This is a genomic window from Cryptosporangium aurantiacum (assembly GCF_900143005.1).
GTDB lineage: Bacteria > Actinomycetota > Actinomycetes > Mycobacteriales > Cryptosporangiaceae > Cryptosporangium > Cryptosporangium aurantiacum.
The window spans coordinates 26,372-46,606 of record NZ_FRCS01000026.1; the positions used below are offsets into that span (position 1 = coordinate 26,372).

Sequence of the window (20,235 nt, forward strand, 5' to 3'; positions counted from 1 at the left end):
CGGAGGTTTTCATGGCTGCTGATGCCGTGCCTGACGAGGGCCGGGTACGCCTGGTGCTCAGCGAGCAACGTGCCGGGGAAAGCGTTCTCGACGGTGCGTGGTGGCCCCGCACCCGCCATCCGCTGGTCGAATTCCCGCTGTTGATGGCTGAAGTGGTCACGGTCATCGGTGAGGTGGAGCGCATGTCGCTCAGCGGATCCGGATGGCTCACCACCCCGCGGGCGGTGCCATTCGACCGGCACCGGGTCGAGATCTGCTGGTTCAGCCCCAACGACCAGCACGAAGTCGTCGTTCTGGGGAAGAACGACCTCGTCCTGGAACTCCTGGTCATCCCGCCCGCCACGGCGCCGATCGCCGCTCTGGCAGCGATGGCCGCCGCCAGCCGCGGCACCAGCGCAACCCGTGGCTCACAGGTGCTCGCCAACCATGGAGTGCTGCACAGCGGCACGGGGTGATCGGTGGCTCCGCCGTACGTGCGCTAGCACCGGCCGCGATCGACGGGGGTGAGATCCTCGGCCGCTCGGCGTGGCGCGGGAGGAGTCGGCTGGTCAGCGACGGGCATCCCGATCCGCAGGACCGCATGCGCGTAGCCCCGGTTGCCGAGCAGGCTGTGCACCAGGGTCCGCGAGATCGGTGTCTCGACGACGTCGCTCATCGGGCTGACGTCCAACTCGGCGACGGTCGCGTCCAGCAGGATCGAGCTCGTCACCTCACCGGCTGCCAGCCAGGACGCCGGGTCATCGCCGGGGCTCCAGAGCACCAGGTAGCGGGCGCCGCCGTCCTCTCCGGGGCCCGGCAGCAGGAGATCGTGGCCCTCCGGGCAGAGCGCTCGGAGCGGTATCCGTCGTCGCGTCGAGGCCGCCACTTCCCCCTGATGGGCAGCCTGGCTCTGGCCCAGCTCGCCCGCCCGCGCGGTGAAGACGTGAAAATCGACGAGGCACTCCGGGTCGAGTTCCGTCACGTACACACCCCAGCTCTCGGCCATACGACGGAGGCGGTCGATCGTCCCGGCCGGTACCGGCGTGGAGGAGAAGGGGTGCTGATCGGTGCGGCGTTCGGTCATGGCCCGCAGCAGTCGAGTGTCTGTTGCCGTCGGCTCGTACGTCCCGGACGGGACGATCCGGGCCACCAGCCCCGGTTCGTCGACCGGGAATCGATCCACCGAAGCCCACTGACCGGACGCGGCGAGGGCGACCAGCGCGTGATCCAGCGCGATTCCGCAGCCGAGCGTCAGCATGCGCCCATGCGGGTCGACTGCGGTCAGCTGTCGTGTCTGATCGGCGCGCAGCTCCAGCTGATGCGAGTTGAGCTGCCAGCGCCAAGGCTCGAGCCTGAACATCGACGGCGCCCGTCCGGCGGCCTCGATCGCCTCGCGCAGGCTGCGGTCGACGGCGGCATCCGTCCGGAACTCGGGGCCCGAAGTCCTGTCTGGGCGCACGCTGTGCAGATTCATGCTGATCCCGTCTCGGCCGGCGTCAGATGTGCGTGACATACGGGTGCTCGGTCGGAAGGAGTGGCCCGGCGCTCCGGCGTCCGCATGAGGATCAGAAGGCGCAGCCGACGTCGTCGGCGGGCAGCCATGAGGTCAGGGGCGATCAACATCGGTCAGACCGACGGATCGCGGATGGGCGTCGTCGTGGTCGACATAGGGCTCCAAGCGGAGATCCCTGAGAAGGCCGGCTCTGAGCGGTGGTGCTCGCGGGGCGCGGCTGACTGCGCGGCGGTCCCGTCCCGGATCGGCTGACGGCTCAGCTGCTTCACCGTACCGCAACGTCCCAGTTCGCGGGGTACCTGTGTGTCGTGAGCCGGTCCTCGAGGTGCGGGATACTTCGGTCGACTCGACGCGGCGATCCGGAGGCTCCGATGGAGGACGACGATCTCGCCGCCGGCCTGGCCGGATTGGCCGGGTTGCTGACCGACCATCGCATGCTCTCGGAGACGCTGACCGAGATCGCCGGATTCGCGGTGCGGGCGATCCCCGGCGCGGAAGGCGCCGGGTTGACCGTGCTGGAGGACGATCGCCCGCAGACCGTCGTGGCGACCGCGACCTTCGTCCGGGCGGTCGACGACGTGCAGCAGGCGGTCGGTGAGGGTCCGGCCGTACTGGCCGTCCGAACACGACAGACGCAGACGTCGGGCTCACTGGGCGGGGAGCGGCGCTGGCCCCGGTTCGGCCCGCGCGCCGGGCGGATAGGGGTGCACAGCGTCCTGTCGTTGCCGTTACTCGTTCCCGAACAGGTGGTGGGTGCCCTGACCGTGTACGCCCACGGCAAGGACGCGTTCACCCTCGACGCGGTTCGGCTGGGCGAGATGTTCGCCCGGCCGGCAGCGGTGGCGGTCCGCAACGCTCAGGCGTTGGCCGGCTCACAGCGGCTGGCCGCCCAGCTCGGGGAGGCGTTGACCAGCCGGGCGGTCATCGACCAGGCGTTGGGGATCATCATGAGTCGCACCGGCGCCGGGCCCGAGGAAGCCTTCGAACGGTTGCGGACGATGAGCCAGTCCCAGCACAAGAAGGTGGCCGCGGTGGCGCGGACGCTGGTCGAGGAGGCCATCGGTCGCGCCCGCGCCCGGCGACCGGACGACCACCCCCGAGGCTGACCGTCTCCAGCGAGTCGTCGTTCGGCGCTGCGGGGCAGCGCCGACGCCTCGCACGGGGTACGGTCATTCGGCTCCCCAGACCCCGGAGCGTGTCGAAGACCGCCATTGCCCGTAGGCCACTGTCCAGTCGTCGGTGTGTCTGGGCAAACGCTCGCCTCGATGAGGCTTCGCGGGTGTAGCTCGCCAGGGCGGGTTCCATGGGAGGCAGCAGTACATGCACGACAGCTCCACAGACAGATCGACTCCGGCGCGAGCCTTCGCCGAACTCGGGCGGACCCCGGTTGTCGACCCTCCCCTCGGCGACACCCTGAGGAAGATCGCCCTTCTCACCTGCCAGACGATCGCCGCCGCCGACGCGGTATCCATCACCGAGGTGGACCGCAACCACGCCACCACCGTCGCCCACACCGGTTCGCGGGCCCTGATGCTCGACCAGAGCCAGTACCGGGTGGGGTGCGGGCCGTGCATGGATGCCGCCCGCGGCGGACAGATCGTGACGATCAACGACATGGCCGTCGAGACCCGATGGCCCGGTTACACGCCCAAGGCCCTCGCCCAGGGGATACAGAGTTCGCTGTCGATACCTCTTCCCGTGCAGCACCGAACCATCGGAAGCCTCACTCTTTACGCCTCCCGTCCCACCGCCTTCGACGAGCAGGCCGTCGAACTGGCCCTCGCGTTCGCCGGTTACGCGGCGATCGCGATCGCGAACGCCTTCCGCCCCACTTCCACACCTCAATTGATCGACGACATGCGTGCGGTCATGCAGTCCCGCGCGATCGTCGACCAAGCGCTGGGCGTCCTGATCGGCCAACACGGTGGAACCGCGGAGGAGGCGCTCGGAGACCTGACGCGGATGTCCCAGGAGGCTCACCGATCCTTGCGCGACACGGCCGAGGAACTGGTCCTGGGCGTGCAGCGCCCCACCGCACCGTCGATGTGACCCTCACGTCCCCGGCGCGTGCGGACTAGCCGACCGGTTCGGATTCCACCTCGATCGGCACCGGGATCTCGGCGTCCACCTCGAACGACGCGCGGACGGTGTCGGATCACGTTCCTCGGCCCAGAGAACCTGAGCGGCCGGGCGCCGTCCGACCCGGGTGATCTCGTCGGAGAAGCTGCCGATCCGGAACGCCACGCGGGGCTCGGCGACGAACGTGCCGCGGGGCGGGCGCCGGTAGACGTAACCCTCGTTCTCCAGCAGCGAGAGCGCGTGGCGGGCGGTACCCCGATGGAGGAACCGTGCACCTCCACCCTCGCCGACTAGGCCCACATCGGAGCCAACCAAGCCGCCCAGCTCACCAGCGGGCCTCACGCGCTCAAAGCGTGAGTGTGTCGAGATAGTCGGCGACGAAGATGCTCAGGCCCGCGGCGACGAAGACCCCGGAGATGATCCAGAAACGCACCACGATCGTGGTCTCCTGCCACCCGACCAGCTCGAAGTGGTGCTGCAGCGGCGCCATCCGGAACACCCGCCGACCGGTGCTGCGGAACGAGATGATCTGGATGACGACCGACATCGTGACGATCACGAACAGCCCACCGAGGATCAGCAGCAGCAACGTCGTCCGGGTGGTCAGCGCCAGGCCCGCGATCAGGCCACCGATTCCCAGCGCACCGGTGTCGCCCATGAACAGCCGGGCGGGCGGCGCGTTCCACCAGAGAAACCCGGCCAGCGCACCAGCCGCCGCTGCCGCGAGCACCGCCGCATCGAGCGGGTCGCGAACCGTATAGCAGTTCGGGCCGGCGACTTCGCCGCAGATGTGCCGGTACTGCCACAACCCGATCAGGATGTAGCCGGAGAGCACCATGATCGACGGTCCCGTCGCCAGGCCGTCCAGACCGTCGGTGAGGTTGACGCCGTTGGCCGCGGCGATGACGACGAACGCGAAGAACAGCGCCGCCCCCACCTGGGTCAGGTGTGCCCAGCTGACATCCCGGGTGAAGGAGAGCTTTTCGGACGCGATCGTGTAGCCGTTCTCATCCGGCAGATTCAGCGCGAGGAACGCGAACCCGGCCGCGACCACGGCCTGGCCGATCAGTTTGCCCCGCTTGTTCAGGCCGAGGCTGCGCTTCCTCCGGATCTTGATGAAGTCGTCGACGAAGCCGACGAGCCCCATACCGACGAACAGCCCCAGTAGCGTCACCGCGGTCGGGCTGACCCGGTGGCCACCGACCACAACGTGGATGACCACATAGGCGAGCACCGTCGCCAGGATGAAAACGATGCCGCCCATCGTGGGGGTTCCACGCTTGGACCAGTGACGCTTCGGACCCTCCTCCCGGATCTCCTGGCCGAACTTCAGCCGGTGGAGATGACCGATGGCGATCGGAGTACCGAAGATCGAGGCGACGAAGGCCACGAACGCCGCGGCCAGAACACTCCTCACGCGGGGCCGACCCCGGCCGGCGCCGGCTGCTCGGTGAGCAGCCGCACCACGCCATCCACATCCGGCACGAGCACCGACTCCTCTACCGCAGGACTCAGCGCGAGAATACGGTCACCCACCAAGGCAGCGGCGATGCGCCGGTGGTCACTGTCGTTGCGTGCAGAGCACAGAGCGCTGCACGGACGTACAAGACGTCGGGTGAGCGCTTTCCTACGGTCTGAATCAAGGAAGTCGCCGCGAGGTTGAGGGGAAAGCGTGTCCGGACTTACCACCCGTGAGCTCGAGGAGATCGAGCGCGCGAACGACGCCGGCCGGCCGGTCGTCGTCTTCATCCATGGGTTGTGGTTGCTGTCGAGCAGCTGGGACCGCTGGCGTGCTCTGTTCGAGGACGCTGGCTACGCCACCATCGCACCCGGCTGGCCGGATGACCCGGACTCCGTCCAGGAAGCCCGTGCGAACCCCGAGGTCTTCGCGCACAAGATGGTCCAGCAGGTCACTGACCATTATTTGGACGCCATCGGACGCCTGATCGGGGGTAAGCCGGCGATCGTCGGCCACTCGTTCGGTGGGCTGATCGCGCAGAAGATCGCGGGCGACGGCGCGGCGGCGGTCACCGTGGCGATCGACCCGGCACCGTTTCGCGGTGTCCTGCCGGTGCCGGTCTCGTCGCTGCGATCGAGCGCGGCGGTGATCGGCAACCCGGCGAACATCGGCCGCGCGGTCGCGCTGACCTTTGACCAGTTCCGTTACGGCTGGGCCAATGCCCTCCCGGAGGAGGAGGCCCGCGCGCTCTACGACGAGTTCCACGTCGCGGCGTCGGGCGTGCCGATCTTCCAGGCGGTCGGGGCGAACTTCAATCCTTTCACCGAGGCCAGGGTCGAAACGAAGAACCCCGAGCGTGGTCCGCTGCTGCTGATCTCCGGCGAGAAGGACCACACGATCCCGTGGGCCGTGACCCACGCCCAGTTCAAGAAGCAGGAACGCAACCCCGGCGTCACCGAGATCGTCGAGCTGCCGGGCCGGGGCCACTCGCTCACGATCGACTCCGGCTGGCGGGAGGTGGCCGAGACCGCGCTCACGTTCGTGACCACGCACGTCCAGCACTCTTCCGTTTGAGTTCGAGTAGGTCTTAGCATTCGGCCGGGCAGCCGCGCGCCGGCTGCCCGGTCGGCACCATCATCAGGGAATCGGTCATGACGCTCCTGCTGGACACCGACCGCCTCGACGCCCCGGATCGCGCCGACGCGGTCCGGCAGGCCCTGTCGATGACCTGCACCGGGACTCGGGTGGCCTTCGACGATTCCCCGCTGGGCGTTACCGCCCAGATGAACCTCTGGACGCTGGGCTCGGCTGCTCAGCTGTTCACCACGGTGAGCACCGGCCTGACGATCCAGCTGCCGAGCAAGCCATTAGCAGTACCGGCGGAGCAGCTCTCGATCACGCTCCACGAGCACGCCGGCGGCAGGCATCTGCAGCACGGGGTTCTGCAGGAGATCGGGCCCGACGACACGACGATGATCGACATGACAGCCGCGTACCGCTGGCAGGCGATCGGTTACGGCCCGTCCCGGGCCGTCATCGTCGACGTCGACACGCTGGGGCTCACGGTCGACGACGTCCGCCGCGCCATACCGACCTTCCGGCAGAACCCGCTGCGGGCACTAGTCCACAGCCACCTGGCGCAGCTGTTCGCGCGGGCCGACGAGCTGGCGGCCTCACCAGCTGCGGCTGCGATCGGCGCCGCCACCGTCGATCTGCTCCGGGCGCTGGTTCAGGTGCCACTCGGGGGTGCACACACGCGACAGGCCCGGTACGACACGCTGCTTGCGCGGGTCACCAGCTACGTCCGAACTCACCTGCGCGAACCCGACCTGAGCCCGGCCCGGGTCGCTGCGGCCCACCACATCTCGGTGCGCCATCTGCACGCTGTCTGGTCGTCCACCGGGTCGACGCTGGAGCAGTGGGTCATGGCCGAGCGACTGGCCGGCGCGCGCGTCGAGTTACACGCGCCGGGGCCGCACGTCCGGTCGATTGCCCAGATCGCCCACGACTGGGGTTTCACCGACGCCAGCCACTTCAGCCGACGCTTCCGCCACGCGTACCAGGTCACGCCCGGCGACTTCCGACGGCAGGCCCGCTCCGCATGACGTTCGTCCTCGACACCGACTCGCTGCCGTCCGAGCACCGGACCGACGCGCTGCGCGACGCGATCGCTCATGCCACCGTGCCGTCGCTGATCCGTCTGGAGGATGCCGAGCACGTGCGGGCGCGGTTGGGGTATTGGGAACTCGGCGGCGGGACGAGCGTCTACAGCCATGAGGGCACTGGCCTGCGGCTGACGCGCGGACCGGCGCAACTGCGGGTGGCCGCACCCGAACGGGTCGCGCTGGCGTTACAGACCGGTGGCCGCGGGGAGTACCGCCAGGCGGGCGCTTCCCGGGTCGTCGACCCTGGTGACCTCATGGTGGTCGACCTCAGCATCGAATACGACTACTGGTGGACCGGCGAGGGCGGGTCGTTTGCGGTACAGGTCGACCATGAGCACCTCGGGATGCCGGCCGACGCGATCCGCCGGGCGGCGGCCCGGCTGGATCCCTCGTCGGCTGTCCATACTCTGGTCCGCGCCCACCTCGAGCATCTCCGGGCGAGCATCGCGACGATCGGCGCCATCCCCGGTGCCGCGGGACCGGTCGGTAGCGCGACGGTTGAGCTGGTCCGCGCGCTGCTCATGGACGCCGCGGCCGAGCCCCTCGATCTGACGCCAGACGCCCGGCTGGCCGCGGTCAGGCACTGGATCCACCGCCACCTGGCCGACCCGGCGCTGACGCCGCAGCGCATCGCGGACGCGCACGGCATCTCGCTGCGCAGCCTGTACAACATTTGGTCGCACCCGGAGCTGAGCCTGAGCCAGTGGATCATCCACGAGCGGCTCGAGGCGGTCCGTCGCGAGCTGAGCAGGCCGGACAGTGACCGCGCGCCGATCTCGGCGGTGGCCAGACGGTGGGGCTTCACGGACATGCCGTACTTCAGCCGTCGCTTCCGCGAGAGCTACGGCGCGAGCCCGCGGGACTGGCGCCGGTCACACTGAACTGGGGGGCCTCTACGTCCGCCTCAGACTTTGCGAGCTACACCGCAGTAGACGGCCAGTTCCGACGGATGGGTGCCGGGTTCGGGCCGCCACAGTGGATTCGAGACGACGCCGGGCTCGACCAGTTCGAGACCGTCGAAAAACGCGGCGATCTGCTCGACGGTCCGCAAGGTGTAATCCACCGCGCCGTAGCTGTGGGCGGTCACGGCGGCATCGTCGTTCTGCGGCGTGGTGATGCTGTCGTTGATCACGAGGTAACTGCCGGGTGCCAGAGCGTCGACGATGGTGCGCACGACCTCTGCCGGACCGTCCGCGTCCGGGATGTGGCCGAGGATGCCGATCATCATGACGGCGACCGGGCGGGAGAAGTCGAGGGTGGCCGCCGCGGCTTGCAGGATCCTCGCCGGATCCCGGGCGTCGGCGTCGATGTAGTCGGTAGCGCCTTCCGGGCTGCTGGTCAGCAGCGCGCGGGCGTGCACCAGAACCAGCGGATCGTTGTCGACGTACACGACCCTGGACTCGGGCGCGATGCGCTGCGCCAGTTCATGTGTGTTGTTGACCGTCGGTAGTCCTGGTCCCACGTCGAGGAACTGACGAATGCCGGCCTCGCCGGCCAGGAACCCGACGGCGCGGGAGAGGAAGAGGCGACCGGCCCGAGCGAATTCGGCCATCTCGGGAAGCCGAGCGACGATGGCGTCGGCGGCGGCGCGATCTACGGCGAAGTTGTCTTTGCCGCCGAGCAGATAGTCCCACATCCGCGCGCCTGCTGGCTGGTCGGTGCGTAACCGGGCCTGCAGGTCAAACCTGGCACCGGAGGTCATCGACCCGCTTTCCGTCGACTGAGGACCATCCTGCATGAAAACAGCATAGTGATGACGTCCTCGCCCTCCACCTCCGAGAGTTCATTTACATATGTAGTTCATCGTCATATTCTGACGACATGACTGGAGCGAACTCGCGGATGCGAGAGCCGACGTACTTCATCCTCTCCGCCCTACAGGACGAGCCGCTGCACGGCTACGCGATCATCAAGCAGGCCGCGGCGCTCTCCCAGGGCCGCGTCACGCTGGCCACCGGCACGCTGTACTCGGCCCTGGACCGGCTCACAGCCGAGGGTTATGTCCGAGTGGTGAAAGAGGAGATCGTCAGCGGCCGGGCCCGGCGCTACTACGCCACGACACCCGAGGGTGACGCCGCCCTTCAGGCCGAGGCCGCTTATCTGGCTGATGCCGCCCGGGTGGTCACCGATCGCGCCGTACGGATGGCGCGCCGACCGGCAGCAGGGCTGGCATGAGCGGCGACCTGGAACGTCGCTACGCGCGCGTCTTGCGGCTCTACCCGGCTGCCTATCGACGCGACCGCGGCCCCGAGTTGCTGGCGACGCTCCTGGAGTCGGCAGGGGACAGCAGGACGAGTCCGACCTCGAGGGAGGTGTCCGCGCTCGTTCTCGGCGCTCTGCGCGCGCACGCCGGCCAGGAGCGCCGAAGCGTCCGAGGCAGCTGGCAGTCCGCGTCCGGAGTGGCCGCGTTGATGCTGCTGGTGTCGACGATCGCGAGCGCTCCGGTGAGCGTCGCCATTGATCTTGCTGCCGGGGCGCCGGCGACCCGGTGGGTGCTTCAACCGCACCTGCAGGACCTGGCCGCGCTTCCGCTCGGCGTGGTCGCGCTGGTCGCCGCTCTGCGGGGTTACTACCGCAGCGCCGCCGCGGCCGCCGCTGCCGCGTCGATCGTCGGAACGGCGGTCTTCTGGATCACGGGCAAGGACCTGCAAGGCGGGTGGATCGTTTACCTGTGTGTCGCGGGCCTGCTGCTACCGCTGGTCAGAGAGGCTCCGCGTCCCGCCGGTGGTCTGCTCAGGTACCTGCCGCTCGTCCCGCTTCTGCTGCTGACCACCGATCAGGTCATGTTGCGATTCTCCTCCGAGGCGGCCGGAACCGCGGGCGCGGTGGGCACGGTTGCGCTCTGTGTGGGAGTTCTGGTCTGGGTGGCGGTGGACGAGCGCGCCGCGGCGGCCGTCGGGCTCGTTCTGCTCAGCCAATTCCTGGTGAAGACCGTCGTCCTGGCGACCTTCGTCATCCAGAGCGGCGGAGCTCCACTGGCTCCGTCGGACATCGGTCGGCAGATGGCGCTGGCCGCTCTCGGACCGGCCCTGTTGCTCGCTGTCTCCGTCGTCGCCGTCCGCCGCCAACTCCGCCTCTGATCGCCAACGATTGATTAGTATGGACTAATATAAAGCGACGTTGTTACTGTGCGTCCGTTCCCTCGAGAACTGGAGCGCTCCGAGATGAAGTACACCGTCTCGATCGAGATCGCCCTGCCGCGGGAGCGGGTGGCCCAGCTGCTCGCCGACCCGGAACACCTGCCGAAATGGTTGCGGGGCATGGTGCTGCACGAGCCGCTGAACGGCGTGCACGGGCAGGTCGGCACCAAGTCGCGAGTGGTGATGCAGATGGGACAGCAGAAGTTCGAGGGCACCGAGACCATCACGCGCCGGGAACCGGTGGACCTGCGCGAGATCCCGAAAGAGAGCATCGTCCACTTCGACCGCGAGATCGTCACCAAGGGCATGTGGAGCGCCGCGCGCGAACGCCTGACCGAAACCGGCCCGGAGACGACGCTCTGGGAGAGCGAGAACGAGTACCGGTTCAACGGCTTGCTGATGCGGTTGGTGGGGCTGTTGATGCCCGGCGCGTTCCGCAAGCAGTCGCTACAGCACATGCGGGACTTCAAGGCATTCGCCGAGCACGGAACGGACGTCCGCCAAACGGCGGGCTGATCCGCGGGGACCATCTGCCGCCGACCGCTGCCCATGGCCTAGGCGTACGCGGTAGACCGCCGACGGGAGAGGCCCGCCGGCAACCGAGGCCGTCAGTAACTAGCGGCGCGAAGAACTTTGTTGGACGGGGTCGGCGGCCCCTATGCCCGTCGGTGCCGGGGGTGTCGAGTGGACGTCACCACCAGTAGTTGTCCTGCGGCGTGTACGGTTTCTCCAGTTCTGCGATCTCGTCTGGAGTGAGGGCAAGGTCCAGGGCGGTGACCGCGTCCTGGAGATGGTGCGGTTTTGTCGCGCCGACGATCGGGCAGGACACCGCGGGTTTGGACAGGACCCAGGCCAGAGCCACTTGGGCCATCGGAACGCCGCGGGCTTCGGCGATCTGTTCCACCGCGTCCACGACCGGCTTGTCGACGTCCCGGTCGAAGGCTTTGGCGACGTTGTCGGCCGAGGACCGTGTGGTCTGTTCGCCCCAGGGCCGTGTGGCCCGGCCCTTGGCCAGCGGCGAGTATGGGGTCAGGCCGACGCCCTGGTCGAGGCACATCGGGACCATGTCCCGCTCTTCCTCGCGTTTGAGCACGTTGTACTGGTCCTGCATCGCCGAGAACGTCGTCCACCCGTTCACCGCGGCGGTGTGCTGGAGTTTCGCGAACTGCCACGCCCACATCGACGACGCCCCGAGGTAACGCACCTTCCCGGCCCGGACCAGGTCGTCGAGGGTCGCCATGGTCTCCTCGACCGGCGTCTCAGGGTCGAAGCGGTGAATGTAGTAGACGTCGATGAAATCGGTGCCCAGCCGGCGCAGAGAGGCGTCCGCCTGCTCCAGGATCGCCTTGCGGGACAGACCGCTGCCGCCGGGACCGTCGTGCATCTTCCCGCTCACCTTGGTGGCCAGCACGATGTCCTCGCGGCGGGAGAATTCGCGGATCGCCCGTCCGACGAACTCTTCCGACGTGCCGCCCTGGTACACGTTCGCGGTGTCCCAGAACGTCACACCCAGCTCGACGGCCTGCCGGAAGAACGGGGCTGCGGCGTCCTCGTCCAAGGTCCACTGATGCATGCCCGCCGCGGCGTGGCCGTAGCTCATGCACCCCAGCCCGATCCGGCTCACCCGAAGGCCCGTCCTGCCCAGCCGTGTGAACTCCACTTCGCTGCCTTCCCGGAGATCCCGTGAGCGAGCCCAAGCCCATGTCGGTGCATGCAGCTACGCCGCCGCGCGGTCCGTGCAGCGCCGCAACAGTTTCTCAAAGGCGCCCGGCTACATCGCAAGTGCGCCACTGTTGGCGTTTCTTCTCGTCCCGGACGACCAGCCCGTAGGTAGCCAGCTCGGCACGCAACGCCGCCAGTTCGTCCTTCTTACCCTTGTTGAGGGCTTTCTGGCGGGCCTTGAACACCACGTGGGCGGCAGGCGGCAGCGACGGGTCCTCCTCGACCCAGGGCTGGAACCGGGCGGCGTGCGGATCGGTGTCCGACCACGGGTAGCCGTGCGCGGTGAACGCGTCGCGGAGCTTCGCCTTGTTCAGGTCGTGGGACTCCCGGGCCAACTCCCGGGTGTCGCGGCCCAGCAGGACAAGCTTCTTGCCGTCGGGGAAGACGGCGCCGATGCCCTCACGGGCGATCTCGCGCGGCGCGGGCCCGTCGAAGAACGTTCCGAATCGGCCGCCGCGGTCCAGGGTGACCGTCTGCGCGGTGACGGTGACCTTCAGCCGCTCGTAGGTGGCCATGCCGACCAGAACCAGCCCGGCAACGGCACCGGCGGCGACCAATACCACCAGGCCCCAGGGCTCGGGCAGGTCCTCGACGAATCGCATCGGCCGGCGCAGCGGCTTCCAGGGGAAGTCGGCCAGCCAGCCGACGATCAGGTAGGCCAGGGCGCCCGTCCCGGCGCCCGCGGCGGGCAACCCGACCGCGACGACGGCTTTGACCGGTCCGGGCTCCTCGACAGTGGTGACGGACATGTCAGGCACGGTAGGGGCGGGCGGGACGACGCCGCCAGGGGCGATCGTCGGCGTGCTCATCGACTTTGGTCTACGGCTGTTGTCCGCCGTGCGTCCGGCCCCACCAGGCCGCCGGCGCGGCCGGCAGGGAGGGTCATTATCGCCAGCGCCACCCGGAACGGGCTGCCGGACCGTGGTGGCGGCTGGGCGACGAATATCGAGTGGCTGTGCAAGCCGGAGGACGGTCCCGTCAGCGAAGGTTGGTGTTGGCGCGGGCGGCCCGGATAGTGATGGCCGCGCCGAGGGCGCAGATGCCGCCGAGCCACAGCACCGCATCGAGGGAGAGGGTGTCGACGAGGACGCCACCGACGAGTGCGCCGAATCCGATCGACAGGTTGAACACCGCCACCCAGAGGGCGGAGGCCGGTTCCACGGCGTTCGGTGCCGCCTTGATCATCCAGGTCTGCAGTCCGACCGACATGCCGCCGTAAGCGAGACCCCAAGTGATCAGGAGGATGGTCCCGCCGGCCGGCCCTCCGCCCAGTAGCAGGTAGAGCGGCATCACCACCGCCAGGGCAACGGTGAGGACCAGCATGGTTCGGTACGTGTGCCGTCCCAGCGCTGCTCCGGCGACGAAGTTGCCGACCATGCCGGCCGTGCCGAAGGCGAACAGCAGCGGACCGACGAGGCGCTCGTCGATTCCAGACAGTTGCTGCAGTGCCGGGCTCACGAACGTGTAGGCCGAGAAGTGACCGGTCACGATGAGGAACGTTGCGAGGATGCCGATGCGGACGCCGGGGTTGCGGAACTGGTCGATCAGCAGTCGGGGACGGACGAGCTGAGGTGCGGCCAGCGGCGGTAGTACAGCCAGCAGCGCGAGCACGGTGACCAGCGCCAGGACGCTCAACGTGACAAAGGCGATCCGCCAGCCGACGAGCTCACCCATCAGGGTACCGAGCGGCACTCCGAACACGTTGGCGGCGCCGACGCCACCGAAGATGATCGCGGTGGCCCGCGGCACGTGCGCGGTGGCAACGAGCCGCACAGCGAGTCCGCTCGCGACGGCCCAGAAACCGCCGATCGCCACGCCGACCAGCACCCGGGAGGTGACCAGCACCGCGAAGTTCGGCGCCACCGCCGTCGTCACGTTCGCGAGCGTCATCAGGCCCATCAGGGCGAGTAACAGCGCGCGCCGGTCCATCCCGCCGACGACGACCGGCACGAGGGGCGCTGCGACCGCGGCGACCAGGCTCGGCACCGTCACCATCAACCCGGCTGTGCCTTCGGAGACCGACAGCGCCGAACCGACAGCGGTCAGCAGTCCGATCGGTAGCTGTTCAGCGGTCACCAGCAGAAATGTGCCTAGCGCTACCGCTGTGACCGCCGGCCAGCCACTTCGCGGCGCGGCGGACTGGGTTGCTGTCTGACCGGTGGTCTGTACTTCATGCGTCACCGGACGCCCTCCGTTCATTCGGGAGCGATCGCTCCCATACGTGCCGCCACCGTAGTATGGGAGCGATCGCTCCACAACTCGGGTATGCTGCAACGCATGGCACGCCCTCGGCAGTTCGACGAGCAGGATGCGGTCAGCACGGCAACCGACGTGTTCTGGCGCCGCGGCTACCACGCCACCTCGGTGCGGGATCTCGGCGCCGAACTCCACCTGACACCCAGCAGCCTGTATCGAACCTTCACCGACAAGCACACCCTGTTCCTGCGCGCACTCGATCACTACCGGGCTACTGAGACGGTTCAAGCTCAGCGACTGCTGGCCAGCACCGGCCGACCGATCCGGGAGGTGCTCCGGGAATGGATGGTGTGGCTGGTCACGTGCCAGTCCGGCGAGGAGCCGGGGCGGGGGTGCTTCGTCGTCAACACCACGACCGAGCTCGGCGGCGGCGACGTCGAGGTTCGCCGACGGATCGAGGCGTCGTTCGAGGTCACCCGGGAATCGTTGCGGTCGTTGCTGCAGGAAGGCCGTCGCACGGGGCAGCTATCGGACGGCCTAGATATCGATGCCGCAGTGGAGATGCTGTTCACGACGGTGCTCGGCCTCCGGGTCCGGGAACGCGCCGGCCATGACGTCGCACACCTGACCACGGCCATCGACTACGCGCTCCAGGCGCTGTAGTCCACAACGGCGCCGTATCCACGACGTCGTCATCGGTCTGCGTGGCGGCCGGCCGCGCCGCTACTCCGACACGCGAGCACCAGTGCTATCGCGTCTGAGCCGGAAGGCGAGACCGGAGCAGGCTGAGCGCGGCATCCTTAGCGAGCCGGGCGGCTTCGGTATCGCTCGCATGATCGGCGAGGACGGTCGCGCCTACCCGAAGGGCGAGCATCTGCTTGGCGACATCGACGGCGTCGGCAACACCGGCGCGTCCGGCGATGTCGGTCAGCACAGCGAGCTGGCGCTGCAGGTGCTGATGGGCCACCGCGCGGGCCGTACCGTCCCCGTGCTGCTGCGTGGCTGCGTTGAGGATCGCGCAGCCACGGAAGGTCGGCTCGTCGTGCCACCGGGCGAGCGCGTCGAAGACCGCGCTGAGCTGGTCTAGCGGGTCGTCGCCGGCGGCGGCGACGGCGTCGTGCACCCAGCGCAGGATGCGGTCACTCTGCGCCTCCAGAACCGCACGGACCAGCCCTTGCTTGGATCCGAAGTGGCGATACAGCGTCTCCTTCGAGATACCGATTATCGCGCACAGCTCGGCCACCCCGATGCCGTCGAGCCCTCGTTGGTAGAGCAGGCGGGTGGCCGCCTGCAGGATGCCGGCGCGGGTCTGCGCCGGATCGAGGGTCGCGCCTTTGGCAACGGGCATGACCGAGATGGTACCGAGCGGTTTGAAGTCTCTGCTAGCGTGCGACCTCATCGAACCGATCGGTTCTATCTCGGGAGGGCGTATGACTACCGACTTCCTCATGACCGACTCTCGGCATGCCGACACGCCGGCCAGCACACCGGCGGTAACGCTCGCCAGCGGCGGCGAGACGCTGCTGGGAGTCCTGCACGTGCCGGCGGGCGCCGGGCCGCACCCGATCGCGGTGCTCCTGCACGGGTTCCCCGGGAACGAGCGCAACTTCGACCTCGCCCATGCGCTGCGTCGCGCGGGGTACGCGGCGCTGGTGTTCCACTACCGCGGCTCGTGGGGAGTGGGTGGTGCGTGGTCGTGGCGCAACGTGCTCGACGACGCCGCGCAGGCAGTGGCTTCTGTCCAGGAGAACGCCTTCTCCACTGCCTACCGGTTGGATCCAGGGCGGCTGGCGGTGATCGGGCACAGCGCCGGTGGCTTCGCGGCGTTGATGACCGCCGCTGCCGACCCGACGGTGGGCGCCGTCGTCTCCGTTGCCGGATTCGACTTCGGCGCCGTATCGGCCGACCTGGCTGATCCTGCGGTCCGGGCGGCGTACGTCCAGGACTGGGACGGAGAGCTCTTACCGCTGCGAGGCACCAGCGGCGAGGCGCTCGTCGCCGAGGTCGAGGCTGCCGGGCAGTCATGGAGCCTGGCGGGGCTCGCGCCACGGCTGATGGGGCGGCCGGTGCTGCTGGTGGGCACCGGTCGGGATCCGGTCGCTCCGCCCGACGTGCATCACTCGCCGTTGGTCGAGGCGTACCGGGCTCATCCGGCGATCCGGCTGGAGCACCAGGTCTTCCCGACCGATCACGCGTTGTCCGATCACCGGGTAACGCTGGCTCGCTCGGTGACGTCCTTCCTCGACCGGCACCTGCGCCCGGTCGGGTGACGGAGCCCACCTGGCGCTCGGCCCGCTTGGCGCTGGGCACCGCATCGGCGCTCGGACTCGGCCGGTTCGCCTACGGATTAGTACTGCCGAGCATGGCCGAGCAGTTGCATTGGGACCTGGCCCGGGCCGGAGTGATGACGACCGCGAATGGGCTCGGGTACCTCGCCGGCGCGCTGGTCACGGGGGCGCTGGCGAGGCGGCTGGGCGTCGCCGGGACGTTCCGGCTCGGCATGGTGCTGTGTGCGGTCGCCCTGGCCGCGACCGCCGCGACGGTCTCCTATCCAGGGCTGCTCGCTGCGCGGGTACTGGCCGGCGTCGCCGGAGCGCTGGTATTCATCGCCGGTGCGGTGCTCGCGCCGACCACCGTGTACTTCGCCGGCGCCGGACTCGGGATCGTGCTCAGTGGCGCGCTCGTCCCGTCACTGTTGGACCACCATCCGGAACGCTGGCCGCTGGCTTGGGTAGGACTCGCGGCGGGCGCCGGTCTCGCGGCAGCGGTGAGCTGGACCGCCGTCCGACCGACGTCGCCCGCGCCCGGCGGAGCCACCATCACGGTCCGCCGCCTCTGGCCCCTCGCGGTCGTCTATTTCCTGTTCGCGGCCGGGTACATCGCGTACATCACGTTCCTGTCGGCGTACCTGGTCGGCCGAAACGCCTCAACCACACAGACGACGCTCACCTGGATCGTGCTCGGGCTCGCGGTGATCGCCGCACCCAGCCTGTGGCAGCGTCCGATCAGCGCATGGCCGGGCGGGCGCGTCCTCGCCGTGCTACTCGGCGTCATCGCCGGCGCGGCCGGAGCCGTGCTGCTTCGCCCGGGCTCCGCAGTCGTGATCGTGTCCGCGCTCGCCTACGGAGCGACGTTCATGGCCGTGCCCGCTGCGGTCACCGCGCTGGTGCGCGCGGCTACCCCGTCCGACCGGCTGGCCGGCACATTGGCCCTCTTCACGGTCGTCTTCGCGGTCGGTCAGATGGCCGGTCCCTGGCTGGCAGGGGAGGTGGCCGACCGCACGACCGCCGACGCCACTCTCGGGTGGACCGTCGCGCTGTGCGGCGCCGGTGCGCTCCTGGCCGCGATCTCCGTCAGACCGGCTGGATGCCGTCAAGCCCGCGGCCCGCTCGTCGGCCGTTGAACGAGCGGGCGCGTCTGCTACCTCTTGGTGTCGCGGACGCGGTCTACCACCGCTCGCTCGATCACCGCGACGGAGATGGTTGCCGCCCGGCTCTCGGTCCGCGTTCCGAGGAGCGAGTAGGTCTTCGCGTCGAAGATCCATTCCATCTCGTATACCGGATCCAGGCGGGACTGCGTTCCGCCTTCGGACGGCAGAGCGGCGAGCGCGGTACTCCGCCGGACCACACCGATACCGTGCCGTCCGGCCGCGTCCACGGCGTCCGGCACCAACTGGACGCCGGGGATCTGGGCCGCCGCTCGGTACAGCGCTGCGCCCAGCGCCGGCGGCAGCGGACCGTGGCGGACCAGGTCACCGATGATGGTGAATGCGGCCTGATCCATGTCGACTACCGCGTCCGGCTTGCTGCCTTCGGTCTGGGCGACTGCAGCGCGGATTCGGGCGAGCAGCACGTCGGGATCGGTGGGGAGGGTGGTCAGGTACTTGTACGTCGGCGACTCGAGGTTCGGTTCGGGGTTTGCCGCAGTCGGCCCGCCCTGACGGTGACCGCGCTTGTCGGCACTGATGTTCCAACCCGGCTTGCTCCCGTCCGCCGACTCCCAGTACTGGGAGTCGTCGTCGATCGTCGTTGGCTGACCGTCCGACTTTCGACGGGCGAGAATGGAGCGCACTTTCATCTCGGTGTAGATGAACTGGTCGTCGCGCACGGACACCGAAGTCCGGTCGGTCACCCACGAGACTTCCCTGAGCAACATCGGGGCGTCGGAGGGCCGGGCATGGCTGGGCTGGGCCTGGATGGTCGAGTCCGGAGCGCGCTGGGCACCGCGATCGGAGGAGCCGACAACAACGCCCGCACCGACCGCGGCGGCGACACCGATAGCGGCCACACCGGCGAGTGCGGGACGCAGCGAGCGACGGCCGGCGCGGCCATGCCGGAGCCCGGCCGCGGACACGTTAGCGCTCTGCAGGGTTGCGTTCTGCACCGCGTGCCGCATCCGTTGGACGGCGTCCGGTGGCGGTTCGGTCAGATCGCGGCGGATCTCGGCGAGCAACAACTCGCCCCCATTCAGCTGGTTGTCCACGAGTTGGGTCCTTTCGGAGAGGGTCTAGACAGAGGGCGCGTAGTGATCCGGCAACGCGTCGCGTAGGCGCGCCTTGGCACGGTGGAGTCGTGAGCGGACAGTGCCCGGCGGCAGCTCGAGTGCGGCGGCCAGTTCGGGATAGTCCATGCCGGCCCAGACATGGAGCAGCAAGACGTCACGCTGCGTGCTGGGCATTGCGGCCAGCACGCCCGCGATCGACCGGACGGCCGCTTGCGCATCGATGCGCTCGCCGGCGCGATCGACGAACGGTTGGCTCGCCTGGCGCGCGAGCGGATCAGTACCGGCGCGGGCGAATGCCCGCCAGGCTCTCGCCTCGGACCGACGCGACCTCCTTAGCAGGTTGGTCAGGATCCCGAATAGCCACGGCCGTGCGCTGGCCGCCGACGTGTCGTACCGGCTCCGCGCCGTGAAGGCGGCCAGGAACGCCTCGGCCACCAGGTCTTCGGCGGCCTGTGGGCCGACGCGACGGGCGGCATAGCCGTAGAGCTGGGCGGAGTACCGCTCGAACAACTCCCCGAACCACTCCGGCGGGCCGGTAATGAGAGCCGCGTCGGTCCGGTCACTGAGGGAGAGGGGCACGGCACCCTCCAATGTCTGGGTTCATGCCCGGTTGTTCACCGCAGAGCCTGCCGAGGTTCCGCCCAGTTTGCGGCGCCGCACGCGACTAGGGCACCTGCCTCGACCCCGTCCACCCCGCCTAACGGCGGACTATGGCACAGGTCACATTCTCGGACGTCGAGCGGGCGTATCCGGCTCCGACACCCTGCTGAGACGAGTTCGTCGCAATCCTTCTGGAGGTTCACGATGTCGGACACCACCTGCCACATGTCGATCTCGCTGGACGGCTTCGTCGCCGGGCCCGACCAGAGCCGCGAGCAGCCCCTGGGCAAGCGAGGGCTGGAGTTGCACGGCTGGCACATCGGCGACCCGCGGGCCAACGACGCCGACAAGATCGCGAACGAGTGGCTCATGCGCCCGCGAGGCGCGTACGTGATGGGTCGCAATATGTTCGGCCCGATCCGCGGGGACTGGGACGAGGAATGGACCGGGTGGTGGGGCACCGAGCCGCCGTACCACGCGCCGGTGTTCGTGCTGAGCCACCACGCACACGACCCGATCCGGATGGACGGCGGGACCACGTTCCACTTCGTCACGGAGGGCTTCGACGCGGCCTACTCCGCAGCGCGTCAGGCCGCAGGCGACAAGGGCGTGGACATCGCCGGTGGGGCCTCGACCGTCCGGCAGGCACTGACCGCAGGTGTGATCGACGAGCTCACCCTCGACGTCGCACCGGTCCTGCTCGGTTCCGGCGAGCGCATCTTCGACGGCGTCGAATCGTTCGGGTTCGAACCCGTCGAGGTGCTTCACTCACCGCTGGCCACCCACATCCGATACCGCCGCCGCTGACCACCCACTTCCTGGACGAGACCGACACCGGCGGCCGGATCGACCAGCAGGGCGAGGCGCTCACGATCCGCG

Annotated in this window: 23 protein-coding genes and 1 pseudogene; 13 read left to right on the top strand and 11 right to left on the bottom strand. The window is 69.0% G+C overall.

What is annotated here, in order from left to right:
- Positions 1-11 precede the first annotated feature (11 nt).
- Positions 12-455: a DUF5994 family protein gene (locus BUB75_RS40920; protein WP_143175743.1), complete on the top strand. Its 444-nt coding sequence runs from the start codon at positions 12-14 to the stop codon at positions 453-455.
- A gap of 23 nt (positions 456-478) precedes the next feature.
- Here the strand turns inward: BUB75_RS40920 and BUB75_RS40925 are convergent, their stop codons facing one another.
- Positions 479-1,438 (bottom strand): nitroreductase family protein, encoded by a 960-nt coding sequence (locus BUB75_RS40925; protein WP_143175744.1) that lies wholly within the window; start codon positions 1,436-1,438, stop codon positions 479-481.
- 425 nt (positions 1,439-1,863) lie between these two features.
- Between BUB75_RS40925 and BUB75_RS40930 the strand changes: the two genes are divergently transcribed.
- The gene (locus BUB75_RS40930; protein WP_073265712.1) at positions 1,864-2,598 is read left to right on the top strand and encodes a GAF and ANTAR domain-containing protein; all 735 of its coding nucleotides are present in this window, start codon (positions 1,864-1,866) and stop codon (positions 2,596-2,598) included.
- Between the two features lie 214 nt (positions 2,599-2,812).
- Positions 2,813-3,541: a GAF and ANTAR domain-containing protein gene (locus tag BUB75_RS40935; RefSeq protein ID WP_073265714.1), complete on the top strand. Its 729-nt coding sequence runs from the start codon at positions 2,813-2,815 to the stop codon at positions 3,539-3,541.
- An 81-nt stretch (positions 3,542-3,622) separates the two neighbouring features.
- Here the strand turns inward: BUB75_RS40935 and BUB75_RS48700 are convergent.
- The 3 genes and pseudogenes from BUB75_RS48700 to BUB75_RS48345 all read right to left on the bottom strand — a co-directional run.
- A pseudogene (locus tag BUB75_RS48700) lies at positions 3,623-3,829 on the bottom strand (GntR family transcriptional regulator); the annotation flags it as partial.
- Positions 3,830-3,917: 88 nt separating this feature from the next.
- Positions 3,918-4,988 (bottom strand): phospho-N-acetylmuramoyl-pentapeptide-transferase, encoded by a 1,071-nt coding sequence (gene mraY / locus BUB75_RS40945; protein ID WP_073265716.1) that lies wholly within the window; start codon positions 4,986-4,988, stop codon positions 3,918-3,920.
- Positions 4,985-5,107: a hypothetical protein gene (locus tag BUB75_RS48345; protein ID WP_281248460.1), complete on the bottom strand. Its 123-nt coding sequence runs from the start codon at positions 5,105-5,107 to the stop codon at positions 4,985-4,987. The genes mraY and BUB75_RS48345 overlap by 4 nt, the downstream gene beginning before the upstream one ends.
- Positions 5,108-5,243: 136 nt before the next feature.
- On the opposite strand from BUB75_RS48345, the gene BUB75_RS40950 reads away from it, so the two are divergent.
- From BUB75_RS40950 to BUB75_RS40960, 3 genes are all read left to right on the top strand, one after another.
- On the top strand, positions 5,244-6,104 hold the full coding sequence (locus BUB75_RS40950) for an alpha/beta hydrolase (RefSeq protein ID WP_073265718.1): 861 nt from the start codon (positions 5,244-5,246) through the stop codon (positions 6,102-6,104).
- A 77-nt stretch (positions 6,105-6,181) separates the two neighbouring features.
- A complete protein-coding gene (locus BUB75_RS40955) occupies positions 6,182-7,135 on the top strand; it encodes a helix-turn-helix domain-containing protein (RefSeq protein WP_073265720.1) in 954 nt (317 codons plus the stop codon).
- On the top strand, positions 7,132-8,076 hold the full coding sequence (locus tag BUB75_RS40960; protein WP_073265722.1) for an AraC-like ligand-binding domain-containing protein: 945 nt from the start codon (positions 7,132-7,134) through the stop codon (positions 8,074-8,076). The genes BUB75_RS40955 and BUB75_RS40960 overlap by 4 nt, the downstream gene beginning before the upstream one ends.
- 23 nt (positions 8,077-8,099) lie before the next feature.
- On the opposite strand, the gene BUB75_RS40965 is transcribed toward BUB75_RS40960, so the two are convergent.
- Positions 8,100-8,933, bottom strand: coding sequence for an SAM-dependent methyltransferase (locus BUB75_RS40965; RefSeq protein ID WP_084742402.1), 834 nt, complete (start codon positions 8,931-8,933; stop codon positions 8,100-8,102).
- 83 nt (positions 8,934-9,016) lie between these two features.
- Between BUB75_RS40965 and BUB75_RS40970 the strand changes: the two genes are divergently transcribed.
- The 3 genes from BUB75_RS40970 (at position 9,017) to BUB75_RS40980 (ending at position 10,851) form a co-directional block, all read left to right on the top strand.
- The gene (locus BUB75_RS40970; protein WP_073265726.1) at positions 9,017-9,370 is read left to right on the top strand and encodes a PadR family transcriptional regulator; all 354 of its coding nucleotides are present in this window, start codon (positions 9,017-9,019) and stop codon (positions 9,368-9,370) included.
- Entirely contained in the window at positions 9,367-10,275 is a 909-nt protein-coding gene (locus BUB75_RS40975) for a hypothetical protein (protein ID WP_073265728.1), read from the top strand. The genes BUB75_RS40970 and BUB75_RS40975 overlap by 4 nt, the downstream gene beginning before the upstream one ends.
- An 84-nt stretch (positions 10,276-10,359) precedes the next feature.
- Positions 10,360-10,851 (top strand): SRPBCC family protein, encoded by a 492-nt coding sequence (locus BUB75_RS40980; protein WP_073265730.1) that lies wholly within the window; start codon positions 10,360-10,362, stop codon positions 10,849-10,851.
- A gap of 175 nt (positions 10,852-11,026) precedes the next feature.
- On the opposite strand, the gene BUB75_RS40985 is transcribed toward BUB75_RS40980, so the two are convergent.
- From BUB75_RS40985 to BUB75_RS40995, 3 genes are all read right to left on the bottom strand, one after another.
- Complete coding sequence (locus tag BUB75_RS40985; protein ID WP_073265732.1) at positions 11,027-11,995, bottom strand: aldo/keto reductase; 969 nt, start codon at positions 11,993-11,995, stop codon at positions 11,027-11,029.
- Positions 11,996-12,092: 97 nt separating this feature from the next.
- Positions 12,093-12,806 (bottom strand): YqeB family protein, encoded by a 714-nt coding sequence (locus tag BUB75_RS40990; protein WP_073265734.1) that lies wholly within the window; start codon positions 12,804-12,806, stop codon positions 12,093-12,095.
- A gap of 229 nt (positions 12,807-13,035) precedes the next feature.
- Positions 13,036-14,256 (bottom strand): MFS transporter, encoded by a 1,221-nt coding sequence (locus BUB75_RS40995; RefSeq protein WP_073265736.1) that lies wholly within the window; start codon positions 14,254-14,256, stop codon positions 13,036-13,038.
- Between the two features lie 78 nt (positions 14,257-14,334).
- On the opposite strand from BUB75_RS40995, the gene BUB75_RS41000 reads away from it, so the two are divergent.
- Entirely contained in the window at positions 14,335-14,916 is a 582-nt protein-coding gene (locus BUB75_RS41000; protein ID WP_073265811.1) for a TetR/AcrR family transcriptional regulator, read from the top strand.
- 85 nt (positions 14,917-15,001) lie between these two features.
- Here BUB75_RS41000 and BUB75_RS41005 read toward each other — a convergent pair whose 3' ends face one another.
- Complete coding sequence (locus tag BUB75_RS41005; protein WP_073265813.1) at positions 15,002-15,601, bottom strand: TetR/AcrR family transcriptional regulator; 600 nt, start codon at positions 15,599-15,601, stop codon at positions 15,002-15,004.
- 100 nt (positions 15,602-15,701) lie between these two features.
- On the opposite strand from BUB75_RS41005, the gene BUB75_RS41010 reads away from it, so the two are divergent.
- Entirely contained in the window at positions 15,702-16,523 is an 822-nt protein-coding gene (locus BUB75_RS41010) for an alpha/beta hydrolase family protein (protein ID WP_218618082.1), read from the top strand.
- Positions 16,520-17,656: a YbfB/YjiJ family MFS transporter gene (locus tag BUB75_RS41015; protein ID WP_073265740.1), complete on the top strand. Its 1,137-nt coding sequence runs from the start codon at positions 16,520-16,522 to the stop codon at positions 17,654-17,656. Before BUB75_RS41010 ends, BUB75_RS41015 begins: the two co-directional genes overlap by 4 nt.
- Before the next feature lie 17 nt (positions 17,657-17,673).
- Here BUB75_RS41015 and BUB75_RS41020 read toward each other — a convergent pair whose 3' ends face one another.
- Both BUB75_RS41020 and BUB75_RS41025 read right to left on the bottom strand, forming a co-directional pair.
- Positions 17,674-18,735 carry a CU044_5270 family protein gene (locus BUB75_RS41020; RefSeq protein WP_073265742.1) on the bottom strand — a complete coding sequence of 354 codons (1,062 nt, stop codon included), beginning with the start codon at positions 18,733-18,735 and terminating at the stop codon, positions 17,674-17,676.
- A gap of 24 nt (positions 18,736-18,759) precedes the next feature.
- A complete protein-coding gene (locus BUB75_RS41025) occupies positions 18,760-19,335 on the bottom strand; it encodes an RNA polymerase sigma factor (protein WP_178380109.1) in 576 nt (191 codons plus the stop codon).
- Positions 19,336-19,560: 225 nt separating this feature from the next.
- Here BUB75_RS41025 and BUB75_RS41030 point away from each other — a divergent pair, with 225 nt between their 5' ends.
- Positions 19,561-20,163, top strand: a complete 603-nt coding sequence (locus tag BUB75_RS41030) for a dihydrofolate reductase family protein (RefSeq protein ID WP_073265746.1) — start codon at positions 19,561-19,563, stop codon at positions 20,161-20,163.
- Positions 20,164-20,235 lie beyond the last annotated feature (72 nt).